Below are 16,559 nucleotides of genomic sequence, written 5' to 3' on the forward strand. Positions count from 1 at the left end.
TTTATAAACACTTTTACCAGTTGAAGTATGCCCAGCGTTCCTCTTCACCGGGAGTCATCCCGACTACGATTTTTAGGGCATTGAGTAACACATCAATTTGTACTGGATCAGAGGCATTCTGCACTTCAGTGATCAATTGCAAAATAACGGCGCCGTTAGTGACTCTCACGCCACGTTGGGTGATTTCACCTGCGGCTGCTTCAATCACAACGGTTTCAGTCGTTGCTTTGTCGCGAAGCGCATCTAAGTGAAGGAAAGACTTCGCGCTATTGGTTGACTGTTGTGTGCTCTGATACATGATTTTATCCCTTATGTCCGCTACTCAGGCGTCATTATGGTCAGGCTGTAACGTATAACAATCGCACTCTATTGAAAGCGTGCGGGTTTTGTACGGGGTGGAATTTCGACTGATGTCGAAACCCCATGTGAAATAAACTTAGCGCATTTTTTCAAAATTGGGAGGGCGATGATCACCAAAAACAGCCCTGGCATCGTCCATAAATTTCATTAGGCCAATTTATGCTCAAAGGCATCTTCATGTTTGCGGTTTTTTTATGCGGGAATGTTTTACGTGGAGTGAGTTATCAGCTTATGCCTGATCACTCGGTTGCTTCGTCAGTGGAGTAGCGAAAGACAGATTCTGGCAAATCATTTTGAGAGTGTCGTCCCTGACATTGTCTCCGGCCGGTGTACACTCACGTGTAACCGATGAGGCCATCCGCTTCGTCGTTGTCCGGCCGGAACCGGATACGTCCTTTGGCTTCAGATCATATATCGTTAATTCAGTTCATTGTTCAGGCCAACTAAGGTCTGCAAATAAGGTATTTGCTCCTCGGCGACTGAAGGTGACTCAAAACTCATCAGCCAGTTTCTGGCCTTAGCGATTTGAGTCAACCGGTCAATATTACTCTCTGATTTAGACATCAAACCAAGCTGTGAAAAAAGGTTTGTAACACTGATTTCCTTTCGACATAAAGCCAGGCTTAATGCGGCTTCACCAATGATAATATGGCCTTTCTCGTCATCTTGAAATAACACTGAAAATCCTCCATCAGATCGAATTAATGACAACCTCAACCTAACCCTAGACGTTATTCAGAATGTTGCATTACGACTCGTCTTAATAACGTTGTGGTGCGAATTTTATGATTAATGTGTGGGAAACACCTATTCATCACCAGGTTAACACTCCATTTTGCAGCTATTTGAATAATCTTCGTTCGCTCCCGCTAGATAATCATTTAGCTATCCAACGACATCGGTTTTTCCCCACCAGGCGGCAAACCAAACACTCTCCGCACCCAATTTAAAAACGCGCCATAAGGCCTTCCCAAAAACAGCATCATCAGGGCAGCACCAAGCGTACCACGCACCAAACCACTGCCCGACGCACCGCTAAAAGCAATGATCGCCGCATAGATCGGCACCTGAAAACTCACCAGCGCGATACTGTCCCACAGCAGCTTCGAAACTCGGCCCGATCCCGCCCGCTGCATCACCCAATCGCGCCACAAGCCGTAAGGGCGGGCAACTGGCACCATCAGAATTGCACCAATCAAACGCGCATGCAGCACCTGATCCCACGCCATGCCCGCGATCCATCGTTCATTAATGATGCCCGTCGTGGTGAAAAATAAAATCAGTGCAGTGGTATCCGCAATAAAGGCCTTTCGGCGCATGCTCTGGCCTTGAGGTTGAGGCAAAATGCACTTCCTATTTTGACGTGACGAAGTAAGTATGATGCGCAGGCGGCATAGCATGATGAAGTAGACTGGCACATCCATACCGCATTAAAGATAGCTACAAAGAGGGTGACCTGCTCCCCGTTGATTAATACATTGCGGTGTATTAATCAACGGGGAGCAGGTCAGAACAGCCTGAAATTATTTGTGAGTATCAGCTTCTGCCGGGGGTCGCTTATGGGCATGGAGTGCGGATGATTGTTGATGCTGAGGCGTTGAGCCAAGAGGTTATAGAAGCGGTAACTGCGGATGCTTAATGTAATTGCATAGAGACGCAGATAATCCCCTATTCAAAACTAAGGCTTCAGCCATATTTACGAGTTTCAAGATGCAGTCGGGTCGTCAGAGTCCGAACTATTTATATCCGCAAAATAGTTGAGAATATTGGAATTTTCTTTTCGCTTATCACGCATGTAAGCAGGGATTTTCTTTTCCCAGCCATCACCGAAAAGGGTAGAGTGATCACTGATTGCGTGGATAACAGCTAATTTGAAACCTTTATCATACCCTGTAGGGGTTGGAATGATTTCATCACGGAAAGATATTACGATTAGGGGATCATTTTTCCATGCTTCAACGCGACCATGAAAAAAACCAAGATACCAGTTTATGCCTGCATCATCCTTCGAATCAGAGGCCTTTACCCTGCTCCATAACCTATCGTCATCATGATCATAGACGACGATACAATTATCATCGTTCCATCTCTGTTGGAGGCGGACTGCGTAATGCAGAATTGACTGACCAGTTTTGACATTAACTTTAGAGATAACGTCATACCCATATTCAAAGTCTTCACTGGCTCTTACAAAATCTTCGCTAAACTCAGCCTTCGTAATATACCTTTTCTCGATCCCCACGGAGCTTCCTGTCATCCTTAGTACGTTTTGAACTCTGAGCGAACATGTTGCGCAACTGCTCAACCTTTTCGTCAACAGTACCATTTATCTGCATGGTTCGAGCATGAAGATTGAGAGTGTCAGCATTACTTTGTGGAGTGTGTTTCATTAAGAACCTCCGTTGATCAATCCGTACAGTATAAACTGTGAGCAATAACAAATATAGCTGAAACTACTATTGTGCAGGTAGTTAGCAGTTCTAAGCTTATCTGGCATTTAACAGCTTAGGGCTTTCTGCCTGTCAGATTTGCATCTGAAGTCCGTTTTGGTAGCTGACAGCATAAAGGATATCCCTTTGACAGTAGATAACAGATTGCTGTAACTGACGATATCAATGTGATGGACCGACATTTGGCGAACCTCAACAGAATGACAACAGTAGGAAAGCAGAATAAGTAACGTTATGTGATTATTGAGTGTTCGATCTTCAGGGTTCAGGGTCTGGTTGCAACTTAAATTCAGAGGAGCTTCAACGGCTTTCAGAAATCCTTCCCCAGAGATCTTGATCGATCAGAATAATCATGGATACTGTATATAAACACAGTATCAAGGTGCCTGTTATGCAATTGATTATCCCCTATCAGTCCGATACAACGAGCCCGCTTCCGCTCTTTATGGAACGTGTGCCTTGCGGCTTTCCCAGCCCCGCTCAGGATTATATTGAGGACAGTCTCGATCTGAATAAACTTGTCATCAGACATCCCAGCGCAACCTACTTTATCAAAGTCAGTGGTGATTCAATGTTAGGAGCAGGTATCAGTCACGGAGACTTACTGGTTGTTGACCGGTCATTATCTGCAGTTCATGGCGATATCGTCATTGCTGCCGTCGCGGGAGAATTCACGGTGAAAGAACTTCAAACTTCCCCACGCCTTCAGCTCATGCCACGTAATACAAACTATTCTCCTATCGTTTTCGAGGCAGAAGAGGAACTGGAAATTTTTGGTGTAGTGACGTTTACCCTGAAAGACCACAGATATGTTCGCGCTTGTTGATGTAAACAGTTTTTACACTTCCTGCGAAACTGTTTTTCGACCGGACCTGCAAGGTAAGCCTGTGGTTGTTGTTTCCAATAACGACGGATGCATAATTTCACGATCAGCGGAAGCGAAGGCATTGGGTATCGGTATGGCTGAGCCCTATTTCAAGCTACAGAATGAACTGAAACGCCAGAAGGTGCAGGTATTCAGTTCCAATTACGCGCTGTATGGTGACATGAGTCATAGGGTGATGAATATTCTCGAAGAGATGGCTCCGAGGATGGAAATTTATTCGATTGATGAAGCTTTTCTCGACTTATCAGGCGTCAGGAGTTGTATCGATCTCGAGGTGTTCGGCCGTGACATTCGTAAGCGCTTGCTTAGAGAAACGGGCCTGACAGTTGGAGTCGGTATAGCCCCGACTAAGACTCTGGCCAAGCTGGCCAACCATGCCGCCAAAAAATGGAGCAAAACCGGCGGCGTGCTGGATATCTCCAATCTTGAGCGGCAAAAGAAGTTAATGGCTTTAGTCGATGTGGCAGATGTGTGGGGCGTAGGGCGTCGCATCAGCAAGAAGCTGAATGCGATGGGCATCACCACCGCATTGGATTTGTCGGAGCAAAGCACCTGGGTGATCCGTAAGCACTTCAATGTGGTGCTGGAGCGCACCGTGCGCGAGCTGCGCGGTGAACCTTGTCTCGAACTGGAAGAGTTTGCGCCAGTGAAGCAGCAGATTGTCTGCTCACGTTCGTTTGCGGGACGCATCACGGAATATGCCGATATGCGTGAGGCAGTGTGCAACTATGCCGTGCGCGCCGCCGAAAAGTTGCGTGGTGAGCGACAGTATTGCCGACAGATCGGCGTGTTTATTCGCACCAGTCCGCATGCGGAGGGTGAAATCTTTTACGGTAATCAGGCGATTGGTGGATTACAGATACCTACGAATGACACTCGTGACATTATCCGCGTTGCCACCGAGGCGCTGGATCGCATCTGGCGGGAAGGGTGTCGCTATATGAAAGCGGGTGTCTTGTTAGGTGACTTTTACAGTCAGGGCGTGGCGCAGCTCGATCTGTTTGATGACATCCAGCCGCAGGCCAACAGTTCAGCATTGATGCATGTGATAGATCAGATCAATAAAAAAGGGAAAGGGAAGCTATGGTTCGCTGGACAAGGAATCCAAAAATCCTGGGCGATGAAGCGCGAGATGTTGTCACCGGCGTACACCACACGATATGCAGATCTGCCGGTGGCAAAATAATCATTGCTCCTCCTGCCAAATCGGTAACGCCAGCACCTGCGCACATAATGCCGTCAGCCGCTGAGCCAGCGGCGCATCCATCAACGTTTCGCTCGCCACCCAGGCACCGATTTCCTGTGCGGTGCGGTGATGTTGTGGATGTGCTGGTTGCTGGGTAACCAAATGTTGTAAGTAGCGTAAGCACGTAATCGGCCCATCTTCATAGGTTGAAATGTCCGGTGTTGGCGCATCACTCAACATGGCGAGCAGCATCTCCGCACAGCCTAACAGGAGTGCATCATCGTGCTCACTGGCCAGCGCATCCAGCAACTCACCGTACACAGCGCAGTTCACTGCGGTGTATTCGATCATTACGCTGTTGGCGAATCCTGTGCGCAATAACCAACCGCGTTGCGCTGCGTTTAATGTGGTGGGCATCCGCTCCATCAGATGCACGCGGCCCCAGCCATCGACGCGTTGCATCATGGCGAACCAAACTTCCGTGTACTCCTCTGGATCCAGCATGGTTCGCAGCGCGACCACCGCATAAAGCGTGAGTTCGTCATGCTGCGCCAGCACCTGCAATATCTTCACGGTGCGCTGCTGTGAGAACCACGCGGTCATGGCCATAGCAAACTTCACCACGTTCTGGTCCGGGCTGGAGGTCACCAGCCAGATCACCAGCGGATAGAGCTGAACCGCGCTCAAATTCGCCTGCGGAATAGCCTCCATTAATGCATCGATGTAGTACAACGGCGACTGCTGATTGATCAGCCGATATAGCGCGCGCATATTTTTCTTGTCCGGCTTTGCCAGTACCCGTTGTAACGCAGCGAGGATGGCGGCGGCATCCTCCTCAGCCGGGCTGATGCCGATGTGGTAAATCAGCGTGCCTTCGCAGGCACCCGGCGCCCAGTGCAATTCAGCGTTCTCTCCCAACGGTTGTGCTGGCAGCACGGTGTTATCCCAGGGCAACGGCTGCGCGCTGTCATAGCTCGGTGCCAGAAGGGTATACAGGGCGCGCTGCCGGGTTTTCCATACTACGGGGAACGCAGAAGCCAGTCCTAATGAATGCATCAGTGCGCGCATCATATCTCCTCCTTCACATCGAAATCGGCCATCACGGTGTCGAATAACAGGGCATCCAGCAGTGCGCTGTCTCGGGTGCTGTGTGCCAGTGGCAGTGCCTCTGTCGGACGAGCCAGTTCGGCACTGATAAAAGCGTGCAGTATCGGCCGTCGCGGACCGTACTCCGCTTCGCCGGCGCGCTGCTTCACCGACAGCAACTCAGCGATATCACGCAGCAGTGGGCCATCCTGCACTGTGCCGTGTAGCAGTTGGTCAAAACGCATGGGTGGCGCACCTTTCCCCGCCTCGATCCAGCGAACGGCCAGCAAGGGTCGCAGCACGTAGAAGTACTTCTTCAGCCGCACCTCATCGTCCTGCAGATATTGGCGAAAGTTCTTTTGTGCCATGGACAGGTAATGCCAGCGCGCGCTTTCTGCGGAGAAGAAGCGACCGCTCAACGCATTCAGTTGCGCCATGACGCCGTCGTGCTGGCGATACACGATGGGCGAATCAAGCCAGTCGATCAGCGTTGGGTTGGCGCGTTTTAATAAGCCCAATGCTTTACGCCACTCCCAGCCACACACATCCAACTCGGCATCGATGGGTTTTTCGATCACATCGCGTGGCGACTCCACCCGCAAATACCACTCGGGTTGATGGACATAGAGAAAACGGACATCGTAATCACTGTCAGGGGAGGCAAACCCCCAGCCGCGACTGCCGGATTCGCAGGCAAAGAGAACACGGACGTTATGTTCAGCTTCTATCTGCTGTAACACAGTACAGACACGCTCACGCATAACGGCATCGACACCATGAATCCCTGTGGTTATTTTCATCTCATCTTTCCTTTTAAAAATCTTTAGGCAATAAAGAGATAGCGAATAACGTGCCAAAAAATACAAAATGTCATATTTTCAATTAACCATCTGATTTTTAGGTATTAATTATTATGGTGTGACATAAATGATAGCCATTGAATGAGAAGTTTTTTATTCTTTAGGATAGGTTTTTATCTTAGGGGATAAAGCGTGAAGCGACGGGTCGTGATAGGTGTTTTAGGCACCCAGCTGGATAGACGTGGCAAAAGGCAAAATCGCTGGAGCAAATGGCGGCCCAGTGTAGCGCTGTGCCAGCATGCCGATTTGCCTGTGGATCGGTTTGAGGTACTGCACCAGCCGCTAAATCGCGGCATGGTGGAACAACTGACTGAAGATATCGCGCACATTTCTCCCCAGACTCAGGTGGTGCCTCATCAAATCAGCCTTGACGATCCCTGGGATTTTGAAGAGGTGTATGGTGCTTTTCTCGATTTTGCTCGCAACTATCCCTTCGATACCGAGAATGAAGAGTATCTGGTTCACATCACCACGGGCTCACACGTTGCCCAAATATGCTGGTTCCTGTTAACCGAAGCACGTTTTCTGCCTGCCAGTCTGTTGCAGACTGGACCGGGGCCGAAGGAGGAGAAATCCCCTCATGGCGTTTACTCGATTATTGATTTGGACTTAAGTCGCTATACCACTCTGACCAGTCGTTTTCAGCACGAACGTCAGAATTCCGTGTCGTTCCTCAAATCAGGTATTGAAACGCGCAGCGCCATTTTTAACGCGCTGATTGAACAAATTGAGCGAGTGGCGCAGCGTTCTGATGCACCAATGTTGCTGACCGGGCCGACGGGTGCGGGTAAATCCTTCCTCGCTGAGCGTATCTATCAATTACGTCTCTCGCGTCATCAGGTGAAGGGGAAGTTTGTCGCGGTCAATTGCGCGACGCTGCGCGGTGATAACGCCATGTCAACGCTGTTTGGTCACGTTAAAGGGGCCTTTACGGGAGCGTTGACGGCACGCAGCGGGTTATTGCGTGAAGCGGATGGCGGCATTCTGTTTCTTGATGAGGTTGCTGAACTGGGGCTGGATGAACAGGCGATGCTATTACGCGCCATCGAAGAGAAACGCTTTTTCCCGTTTGGAGCCGATCGTGAAGTGAGTAGTGATTTCCAGCTTATTGCGGGCACGCATCGTGATATGCGCCAATGGGTAAAAGAGGGGCGCTTCAGGGAAGATCTCTACGCACGCATCAATATGTGGACCTTCCAGTTGCCTGGGTTGGCAGAGCGTCGTGAAGATATTGAACCGAATATCGACTATGAATTGCAGCGGTTTGTGCGCACGCGTCAGCATCAGGTGCGGTTTGATAAAGAGGCACGCCTGCATTATGTGTCTTTTGCCACCTCACAAGAAGCAGCATGGCACGGTAACTTTCGTGAACTGGGCGCCAGCGTAATGCGAATGGCAACACTGGCTGAAGACGGGCGTATTTCGCTGATGCTGGTGGATGAGGAGATCGCGCGACTACGTGCAAACTGGCAGAGTGAGCGAGTGTCCTCGCCGTTACTGCCGATTGTGGGTGATATTGATCTCTTTGATCAAAAACAACTCGAAACCGTGCTGGAAGTCTGTCAGCACACCACAACATTATCTGAAGCGGGCCGACATTTATTTGCGGTCTCGCGGCAGCATAAAAAACAGCCAAATGATGCCGATCGCTTACGTAAATACCTTATGCGCTTTGGGTTGAGTTGGGAAAATATCCAGAAAAAATGAAAGCTATCATTTGAGGCGCTGGGCGGGAATTTCATATGGGATGACTTTGCATTACTGGAATCTTAAAGGCACGCTGCGCTTTTAATTGCCACCATACCAGATGAAATTTCTTCGCTTCGCCTTTACGTTCGGTTTAATTAAAACATTAATTAAATCAATGGCAATACAATCCAGGAATAGACTGCTTTTTCTTCAAGGCGCTGTAAAACTCGCGGCAATTTTGCTTTAATTAACTGACGAAGCAAGATGAGAGGACAGCATGACAAAAGCCTATATAACAAAATATGCATTAACCCGGGGCATTTACATCGCAGAAGGCGAACTCAAAAACGATGGCGAGGTATTTGTTCAGCGCCGTGATCGTGAGTACAACTTTGAGCAGTTCTTTAAGAAAAAAGAGTTTCAGTTAACCGAAGAAGAAGCCCTAGCGCGCGCCGATAAAATGCGCTCAGTACAGCTGAAAAAGCTGGCGAAGGAATATCAAAAACTGAGTGAGCTGGAATTCACGATTAAAGAGTGAATCTAAGCCAGTGGATGTTTGCCAATTGACTGAAAACTCGTGGGTCTGTTTGTTTGATGGGTAACTGAAAGAAATGCGTTAAGATTTCGAAAAAATAATGAAACCCCATTTTATATTACGACCCGAGCTATGTGAAACGCCGCCTGAAGGCGGCGTTTTTAATTGTCCGATCGCACGAATATTGCGCGTCATTGCTGAAAAATAGTACGGGTGTGTAAGAATAGCGAAGCGGCGAGAGGTATTGCCGATTATGTTAATTCGCAGACTTAGGTTACTGTAATATTACGGACCAATAATAAGCAGAGGTTCGCGTGCGCGAAAACGAGATCGATATCAATTATTACGCCACCGAAATCCGGAAATTAGCAGCAGCACATCAGGCCGGAGAAACGCTGAGTGATGTAAAGGCCAGGGTGGATAGCCTTATTCAGCGAATGAAGGAGAGTCTTGGTAGTGATAAAGCCTGGCAGGCGAAGAATTGGGAGGCGCTGTTGGATCAGTTGAATATCTATTTGACCAACAAGGTCGATCCAAAGTGGATGACCGTGATCTCCCATGCGAAATTTCGTATTAAAAGCCGCAGACAAACCGCTATCTACTCAAGAAAACACTTCAAGTAATAAGGATTTTTGCCGCCCGGGTGGGCGGCAAAAATTTATCCAAGCCAATGATGAACCGCGAGATTAATGGCTCCACCACCGACAATCAGCCAGATAAACAACATCAGACCTAACAGCAGCGGGCGAAAGCCGGCTCTTTTCAATTGACTCATATGTGTGGTGAGTCCCAGTGCTGCCATCGCCATGGCGAGTAACACGTTATCCAGCTGATTAATCACCGCAATGGCAGGGGCGGGAATTAAATGCGCTGAGTTAAACAGCGCCACCAGAATAAATGCCAGTGCAAACCACGGGAAAGTAATGCGCTGTTTCTCTCCTCCGGTGGCGGGTGAACCGCGACGCACCATCACGCCAATCACCACCAGGAACGGAGCCAGCATCATTACGCGCAGCATTTTGGCAATCACCGCCGCATTCTCTGTTTCCGGGCTGATAGCATGTCCGGCCGCCACCACCTGTGCCACTTCATGCATGGTTGAACCGGTGTAAATACCAAATTCGCTCAGGCTAAGGCCTGGCAGCCAAGGCGAAACGCTATGCCAAATCAGCGGATAAAGGAAAATCGCCAGCGTACCGAAGATCACCACGGTAGCGACCGCCACCGCCACTTTGGACGATTCCGCTTTAATTACCGGTTCAGTCGCCAGCACAGCGGCGGCACCGCAAATACTGCTGCCTGCACCAATCAACCACGCGGTTTCACGATCCAGCTTCAGGATCTTGCGTCCCAGCCAGCAGGCGAGGGTAAAGGTGCTGGTCAGCATCAGCACATCGATCACTACACCGCTGACGCCGACATCCAGCACCTGCTGGAAGGTGAGGCGGAAGCCATAAAGGATGATGCCAAGACGCAGCAGTTTCTGTTTGGCGAACTGCACGCCCGCATCACACTGGCCGTGTACCGTCGGGTAGAGCGTATTCCCGAGAATGATCCCGCCGATGATCGCCAGCGTCAGGGCGCCCAGCCCAAGCTGAGCGACTGAGGGTAAATTTGCGAGCCATGCGGTTGCCAGCGCAATCACTGCCGTGAGCAGTAAACCGGGCGCGAAATGCGCAATGCCGTGTGATGGTTTATGTAGAGAGATATCAGCCATAACGCCTCCTGTGTTGCCGTAATGATGCGGAGGGACGGCTTAAAAGAAAAACTGATTATATCGTTAGAACAAATCTGAATAAGTGGTAAAGACGGGATAATGTGCAAATAAAGAAGGTGAGGGCGCGGCGAAATCGGTGTTCGCGGCGCCTTATCGGGTTAAATCACCATACCCAGAATTTGCAGTGTGCTCTGCTGTGAGGCGGTGACAAACGGGATATCTTTGATGTGCTGCATGCCAAAGGCTTCCCAGAACTTACGCGCACGCACGTTCTCGGCCATCACTTCCAGCCACATGTAACCTTCCTGCTTCTCACGGGCTTCATTGATGATGCTTTGAAACATGATTTTGCCGAAGTTTTTCCCGGTTTGATCGGGATTCAGGTAGAGCTTATTCAGCATGGCGCCGGTCATACCGGAATCAGGCACTGGCGTATTCCAGGTGACCTTAGCAAAACCCACTGGGTGGTCGGTCTCAGCGATCAACCAGCTCTCATTTTCTGCTGCGAGGCTGCTCTGCAGCACCGTCAAACCGTATTCTTTATCGATAAACGCATCCATCTCGTCGGTGGAAACCCACATATGTTTAAAATGCGCGCTGTAGGTCATGCGTCCCAGTTGGTGAAGCAGTTCCGCGTCCTCGGCCTGAGCCTTGCGTATGGTGAAATTCATATCTGATGTCCTGTTATCCATCCCTGTTGATGTTCGTGCAGCCGAACGTTCCATCACTGATTTTTCAGCAGGTTACTTTAACAGGGAGGTGGGGTATTCACGATCCTAAACGCAGGGTTTCGGCGCGCTTGGCGGTGTCATAAACGTATTGCAGCATCGGCTCTAAATCGGCATCCGGCCCGGAGCTGATAATTTTGCCACGCAGCCACTCAATTTCGCTGGTGATATCGGGGTGAAAAATGGTGTTGTTCTGCGCGTTGCGCAGCCATTTCAGCAGAAAATTATTCTTGCCGCGTACGCCAGCGGGCTTGCGCGTTTTTGCATTGATCTTCAGTGCGACCAAAATGCAGTAATAGAAGTGAACGCGCTGACTGTAGCTCTGGGGGATCATCGGCTATTACCCACCATGACATCGCTAAAGTGTGAACTTGATCGGATTTTCATCGTCCTGAATGCCTGCCTTAAAGCGCCATTTGGCGCAGATATGGGCCTTTATCGGCCTTTTTTCCGCCTTAAATTGCACGGTAACCGCACCATAAGCCAATCGGCGGCGCGGATGCAAGTGAGGAAAATCTGGTAAATGCGGTGTCATCAGGGAAAGGCGGTCAGGCAAAATTCAGCCTCGTTAAAAAGCGAAGCGTAATAAAAGGAAAGGGTGCGATTTTTTGAAGTCACAAACACCTGAAACCGACACTTTTCTCACACAAAAACCCGCTGTACCTGGCAAAACTGTGATCTCCGTCTAGACTTAACGCTGACGATGTTCGCAGTCAGGTTGCTGTGTTGGCAATAAAGTTGTGAGTTTGTGGAGCGTTACCTATTGTAGTCCCCCGTTTTTGGCCCAACCTCCTCGCCTCAGTCCAGACATCGGACTAAAACACCCAGCCTGACTTCGAACATCCTGTTACAGCCTAATGAACAGGAGGAGACGTGACCCCTGCGGTTAATCAGAACAGCACCTTGCCGTCACTCAGCGGCGGTCTTTATGCCTTCTTTTTTGATGTCGACGGCACGCTAGCGACTATTGAGTCGCACCCCGAGTCGGTTTCCATCCCCGCATCGGTGCGCCAGCATCTGCAACAAATCTCCAATCTGAGTCATGGCGCTCTGGCGCTGGTATCGGGCCGTCCGATTGCGCAACTGGATGCGCTGGTTGCGCCACTGGAAGCGCCCGCTGCTGGCGTGCATGGTGCGGAACGTCGTGATGCCAGCGGGCGCGTGCATCGGCACTCGTTGCCTGGCGATATTGCGCAAACGCTTCAAACCGAACTGCAGCAGACGCTCGACCAGTGGCCAGGCACCCTGCTGGAGGTAAAAGGGATGGCGTTCGCGCTGCACTTTCGCAACGCGCCCGAGTATGAAAAATCCATCATGCAACTGGCGGAAGACGCCGTGACGCGCTTTCCTGCGCTGGCGCTACAGCCGGGTAAGTGCGTGGTGGAACTCAAACCGCAGGGCATCGATAAAGGTGCTGCGGTACGTGAATTTATGCAAGAAGCCCCCTTTATAGGCCGGATTCCGGTCTTCGTGGGCGACGATCTGACCGATGAAAAAGGATTTCTCGCCGTTAACGCCATGCAGGGCATTTCAGTCAAGGTCGGAGAAGGCGCCAGCCATGCGCGCTACCGTCTCGACAGCGTTGAGGCGGTATGGCACTGGCTGTCGCAACTATTATTACAACTAGAACATGACATCGTCGGTAAGGAGTCAAGGTTATGAGTCGTTTAGTCGTGGTATCTAACCGTATCGCTATTCCGGATGGAGGCAAAGCCAGCGCGGGTGGTCTTGCGGTGGGCATTTTGGACGCGTTACGCACCACCGGAGGCTTGTGGTTTGGCTGGAACGGAGAAATCTGTGAATTCTCTGGCGAGGAAGAGGATGAGCCACTTTCGCAAGTTGAACAGGATGGCATTACGTATGCCTCAATGCCGCTCAATCAGAACGATTACGATCAGTACTACTGCCAGTTCTCTAATACCGTTATCTGGCCGGCCTTCCACTATCGTCTGGATTTAGTGCAGTATCAGCGCGAAGCCTGGGATGGCTATTGCCGTGTCAACACCTTGCTGGCCCAGCGCCTGAAGCCGCTGCTGCAACCTGACGATGTGTTGTGGATCCATGATTACCATCTGCTGCCGTTTGCTGCTGAGTTGCGCAAACTGGGCGTTAACAATCGTATCGGCTTCTTCCTGCATATCCCGTTCCCGACGCCGGAGATCTTCAATGCGCTGCCACCGCATCAGACGCTGCTGGAGATGCTGTGCGATTATGACCTGCTGGGTTTCCAGACCGAATCCGATCGCGTGGCCTTCCTCGATAGCCTGAGCCAGCTGACGCAGTTGCAGAATAAAGGTGAGAAGAAACATCGCGCCTTTGGCAATACCTTTATGACCGATGTGTATCCGATTGGCATCGAGCCGGACAGCATTAAAGAGATGGCCGAGGGACATTTGCCACCGAAGATGGCGGCGATGAAACGTGAGCTGGGCGATGTGCAAAATATCATTGCCAGCGAGCGACTGGATTATTCCAAAGGCTTGCCGGAACGTTTTCTGGCTTATGAGGCACTGCTGGAGAATTTCCCGCACCATCGCGGCAAAATCCGTTATTCACAAATTGCGCCGACGTCGCGTGGCGATGTGCAGGCCTATCAGGATATTCGTCATCAATTAGAGACGGAAGCGGGGCGCATTAACGGTAAGTACGGCACGCTCGGCTGGACACCGCTCTATTATCTGAACCAGCACTTTGATCGCCGCCTGTTAATGAAAATCTTCCGCTTAACCGATGTGGGTCTGGTCACGCCACTGCGTGACGGTATGAACCTGGTGGCGAAAGAGTATGTGGCCGCGCAGGACCCGGACGATCCGGGCGTGCTGGTGTTGTCACGCTTTGCCGGGGCGGCGAACGAGCTGACATCGGCACTGATTGTGAATCCTTACGATCGTGATGAAGTGGCGGCTGCACTCGACAGAGCGCTCACTATGCCACGCACAGAGCGTATCTCGCGCTATAACGACATGATGGCGGTGTTGCGCAAGCAGGATATCACCCAGTGGCGTGAGAGCTTCCTGCGTGATTTGAATGGATTGCCAGCTCGTAGCGCCGATCATGGTATGGCCAACAAAGTCGCCACCTTTCCTAAACTCGCCTAAATCTTCTCTCCGGTGCGCAATTCTGCGCACCATTTTCACTGTCCATCCTAAACCTGCGAAATCGTTTTCATTTCCTTATGGGGTAACTGCCTGACGTGGCAGCTAAAACCGCACATTTTGGTTAAAAAGCGTGCAATTGAACCCGGAAAAAGCTTTTTTTTCATGTCAGCCCTAAAGGTTTGGTTGGTCAGGCCGATAGTTATCTCAAATCAATACGTAAAATCTTCAATTCATTCATATCCCTAATGTAACGCTCTGTTACATCCACTGCCGTTCACTAAACACTCCCTACAAAGCCCTAACAGTTCCCAGGCGCGCTGCGTCCAGTCTTCACGCTTATCTATCATCATGGTGGTAGTGCCTTTCAGCAATATTCCCTGTAAGTGATTAATTTAGAAGCAAATAGTTTTCGCTTAAATCAGTATATTATGCTGCCTATTGAATGTGGTGTGGTCATATATCGCCGTTTAAAACCAACTCAGCAGATAAAAGATCGCGTTGTCATGACAATCGCCCGCAGAGGCTAAAGAGGCGGATTTTGGAGTGAAATATTAGCGAAACAATTCAAATTCGCTCAAAAAACGCACAACAGAAAAGCAATCCTGAAGGTTCCAGGAAAAAATTTGCCTTAAAAGTGTGACGTAGATCACACTTTATCTAAAATTTCGCTCCACTCACGTTGTATGTCGATATCAGACGATATAGATTTGCCTTGTTTTCGGATTAGTCTTAAAAAACTGTAAGCAGACGTCACGGAAGATGGTTACAACTCGATAAAAGAATGGCCTGGAGTTTTGACTACTACTGACCAATGTCCCGGTGGGGAATGAACCAGTTCAGTACACGTTGGCTTGTGCCTGATAATTTTTTGCCATCTTTAGATTTACCAACCAGCAACCCGAACCATAGAAATTTAAATTCTGTGGCCGTATATGTGTCGCGTCTATCAGGATGGAAAAAAATGGGTACATCAGAATTACTAAAACATATATATGACATCAATCTGTCATATTTGCTTCTTGCTCAGCGTTTAATTAACCAGGAAAAAGCTTCAGCAATGTTTCGTTTAGGCATCGATGAATCGATGGCCGATGCATTGTCGCAATTAACCTTACCTGAGATGGTAAAATTAGCGGAAACCAACCAGTTGGTTTGCCAGTTCCGCTTTACCGATCACAACCACATTAATCGTTTGACTCAAGAATCACGCGTGGATGATTTGCAGCAAATCCACACCGGTATTTTATTATCCAGCCGTTTATTGCGCAGCGCGTCAAAAGATGACGTCTCCGCGAAGAAGAGGGCGGTGTAATGACCGAAAAAAGTATTGTTCAGGAAGCGCGCGATATTCAGCTGGCCATGGAGCTGATTACATTGGGCGCACGACTGCAGATGCTGGAAAGTGAAACCCAGCTGAGCCGTGGTCGCCTGATTAAACTGTACAAAGAGCTGCGTGGCGCACCACCACCGAAAGGCATGCTGCCATTCTCGACTGATTGGTTCATGACCTGGGAACAAAACATTCACTCATCCATGTTCTGTAATGCCTGGCAGTTCTTGCTGAAAACCGGGTTGAGCAATGGTGTTGATGCAGTGATCAAAGCCTATCGCTTGTATCTTGAGCAGTGTCCGCAATCGGACGAGGGCCCGCTGTTGGCGCTAACGCGTGCATGGACCCTGGTGCGATTCGTTGAAAGCGGCATGCTGGAATTGTCTGACTGTAAATGCTGTGGCGGGAGCTTTATTAACCATGCTCATCAGCCTGTTGGCAGCTTTGTTTGCAGCCTGTGCCAGCCGCCATCACGTGCCGTAAAAAGACGTAAACTTTCTGCAGATTCTGCCGATACCTTTCCACAACTGCTGGATGAACAGGTTAAACGCGCCGTTTAAGTTTGTTCGCATCGTGGAAAACATCCAGCAGCGGCTTAGCCCGCTGCTTTTTTTTTGCCCACGATTTACGAATA

The 16,559-nt window shown here is 49.8% G+C and carries 18 protein-coding genes; 9 read left to right on the forward strand and 9 right to left on the reverse strand.

Annotated elements, in window-relative coordinates:
- Window positions 1–13: 13 nt before the first annotated feature.
- The 4 genes from ACXI0A_RS09995 to ACXI0A_RS10010 all read right to left on the reverse strand — a co-directional run bounded on the left by ACXI0A_RS09995 (window position 14) and on the right by ACXI0A_RS10010 (window position 2,602).
- Window positions 14–298, reverse strand: coding sequence for a biofilm development regulator YmgB/AriR family protein (locus ACXI0A_RS09995; RefSeq protein WP_476149101.1), 285 nt, complete (start codon window positions 296–298; stop codon window positions 14–16).
- A gap of 479 nt (window positions 299–777) precedes the next feature.
- Window positions 778–1,038, reverse strand: coding sequence for a hypothetical protein (locus ACXI0A_RS10000; protein ID WP_476149099.1), 261 nt, complete (start codon window positions 1,036–1,038; stop codon window positions 778–780).
- A gap of 203 nt (window positions 1,039–1,241) precedes the next feature.
- Complete coding sequence (gene alaE, locus ACXI0A_RS10005; RefSeq protein ID WP_476149098.1) at window positions 1,242–1,679, reverse strand: L-alanine exporter AlaE; 438 nt, start codon at window positions 1,677–1,679, stop codon at window positions 1,242–1,244.
- A 386-nt stretch (window positions 1,680–2,065) separates the two neighbouring features.
- Window positions 2,066–2,602, reverse strand: coding sequence for a hypothetical protein (locus tag ACXI0A_RS10010; RefSeq protein WP_476149096.1), 537 nt, complete (start codon window positions 2,600–2,602; stop codon window positions 2,066–2,068).
- 599 nt (window positions 2,603–3,201) lie between these two features.
- Here ACXI0A_RS10010 and umuD point away from each other — a divergent pair.
- Both umuD and umuC read left to right on the forward strand, forming a co-directional pair.
- Window positions 3,202–3,636: a translesion error-prone DNA polymerase V autoproteolytic subunit gene (umuD, locus tag ACXI0A_RS10015; RefSeq protein WP_476149094.1), complete on the forward strand. Its 435-nt coding sequence runs from the start codon at window positions 3,202–3,204 to the stop codon at window positions 3,634–3,636.
- Window positions 3,620–4,882, forward strand: a complete 1,263-nt coding sequence (gene umuC / locus ACXI0A_RS10020; protein WP_476149092.1) for a translesion error-prone DNA polymerase V subunit UmuC — start codon at window positions 3,620–3,622, stop codon at window positions 4,880–4,882. Before umuD ends, umuC begins: the two co-directional genes overlap by 17 nt.
- Here the strand turns inward: umuC and ACXI0A_RS10025 are convergent, their stop codons facing one another.
- Both ACXI0A_RS10025 and ACXI0A_RS10030 read right to left on the reverse strand, forming a co-directional pair.
- Window positions 4,883–5,953: a hypothetical protein gene (locus ACXI0A_RS10025; RefSeq protein ID WP_476149090.1), complete on the reverse strand. Its 1,071-nt coding sequence runs from the start codon at window positions 5,951–5,953 to the stop codon at window positions 4,883–4,885. It abuts the gene before it with no gap.
- Window positions 5,950–6,768, reverse strand: coding sequence for a DNA polymerase beta superfamily protein (locus tag ACXI0A_RS10030; protein WP_476149089.1), 819 nt, complete (start codon window positions 6,766–6,768; stop codon window positions 5,950–5,952). The genes ACXI0A_RS10025 and ACXI0A_RS10030 overlap by 4 nt, the downstream gene beginning before the upstream one ends.
- A 192-nt stretch (window positions 6,769–6,960) precedes the next feature.
- On the opposite strand from ACXI0A_RS10030, the gene rtcR reads away from it, so the two are divergent.
- The 3 genes from rtcR to ACXI0A_RS10045 all read left to right on the forward strand — a co-directional run bounded on the left by rtcR (window position 6,961) and on the right by ACXI0A_RS10045 (window position 9,675).
- Window positions 6,961–8,535 carry an RNA repair transcriptional activator RtcR gene (rtcR, locus tag ACXI0A_RS10035; protein ID WP_476149088.1) on the forward strand — a complete coding sequence of 525 codons (1,575 nt, stop codon included), beginning with the start codon at window positions 6,961–6,963 and terminating at the stop codon, window positions 8,533–8,535.
- A gap of 259 nt (window positions 8,536–8,794) precedes the next feature.
- Entirely contained in the window at window positions 8,795–9,055 is a 261-nt protein-coding gene (locus tag ACXI0A_RS10040; protein WP_224929005.1) for a hypothetical protein, read from the forward strand.
- Window positions 9,056–9,366: 311 nt separating this feature from the next.
- Window positions 9,367–9,675 (forward strand): hypothetical protein, encoded by a 309-nt coding sequence (locus ACXI0A_RS10045; RefSeq protein WP_224929002.1) that lies wholly within the window; start codon window positions 9,367–9,369, stop codon window positions 9,673–9,675.
- 35 nt (window positions 9,676–9,710) lie between these two features.
- Here ACXI0A_RS10045 and ACXI0A_RS10050 read toward each other — a convergent pair whose 3' ends face one another.
- From ACXI0A_RS10050 to ACXI0A_RS10060, 3 genes are all read right to left on the reverse strand, one after another.
- A complete protein-coding gene (locus tag ACXI0A_RS10050) occupies window positions 9,711–10,769 on the reverse strand; it encodes a YeiH family putative sulfate export transporter (RefSeq protein ID WP_476149086.1) in 1,059 nt (352 codons plus the stop codon).
- A 158-nt stretch (window positions 10,770–10,927) separates the two neighbouring features.
- Window positions 10,928–11,440 (reverse strand): GNAT family N-acetyltransferase, encoded by a 513-nt coding sequence (locus ACXI0A_RS10055; RefSeq protein WP_200571514.1) that lies wholly within the window; start codon window positions 11,438–11,440, stop codon window positions 10,928–10,930.
- Window positions 11,441–11,537: 97 nt separating this feature from the next.
- Complete coding sequence (locus tag ACXI0A_RS10060; RefSeq protein ID WP_234465340.1) at window positions 11,538–11,831, reverse strand: hypothetical protein; 294 nt, start codon at window positions 11,829–11,831, stop codon at window positions 11,538–11,540.
- Window positions 11,832–12,370: 539 nt separating this feature from the next.
- On the opposite strand from ACXI0A_RS10060, the gene otsB reads away from it, so the two are divergent.
- From otsB to flhC, 4 genes are all read left to right on the forward strand, one after another.
- Window positions 12,371–13,159, forward strand: a complete 789-nt coding sequence (otsB, locus tag ACXI0A_RS10065; RefSeq protein ID WP_476149084.1) for a trehalose-phosphatase — start codon at window positions 12,371–12,373, stop codon at window positions 13,157–13,159.
- A complete protein-coding gene (gene otsA / locus ACXI0A_RS10070) occupies window positions 13,156–14,595 on the forward strand; it encodes an alpha,alpha-trehalose-phosphate synthase (RefSeq protein ID WP_476149082.1) in 1,440 nt (479 codons plus the stop codon). Before otsB ends, otsA begins: the two co-directional genes overlap by 4 nt.
- A 961-nt stretch (window positions 14,596–15,556) precedes the next feature.
- Window positions 15,557–15,907: a flagellar transcriptional regulator FlhD gene (flhD, locus tag ACXI0A_RS10075; protein ID WP_064740987.1), complete on the forward strand. Its 351-nt coding sequence runs from the start codon at window positions 15,557–15,559 to the stop codon at window positions 15,905–15,907.
- Complete coding sequence (flhC, locus tag ACXI0A_RS10080; RefSeq protein ID WP_200571527.1) at window positions 15,907–16,485, forward strand: flagellar transcriptional regulator FlhC; 579 nt, start codon at window positions 15,907–15,909, stop codon at window positions 16,483–16,485. Before flhD ends, flhC begins: the two co-directional genes overlap by 1 nt.
- The last annotated feature ends 74 nt before the right edge of the window (window positions 16,486–16,559 follow it).

The sequence above is a fragment of the Pantoea sp. C1E2 genome, from assembly GCF_056491465.1.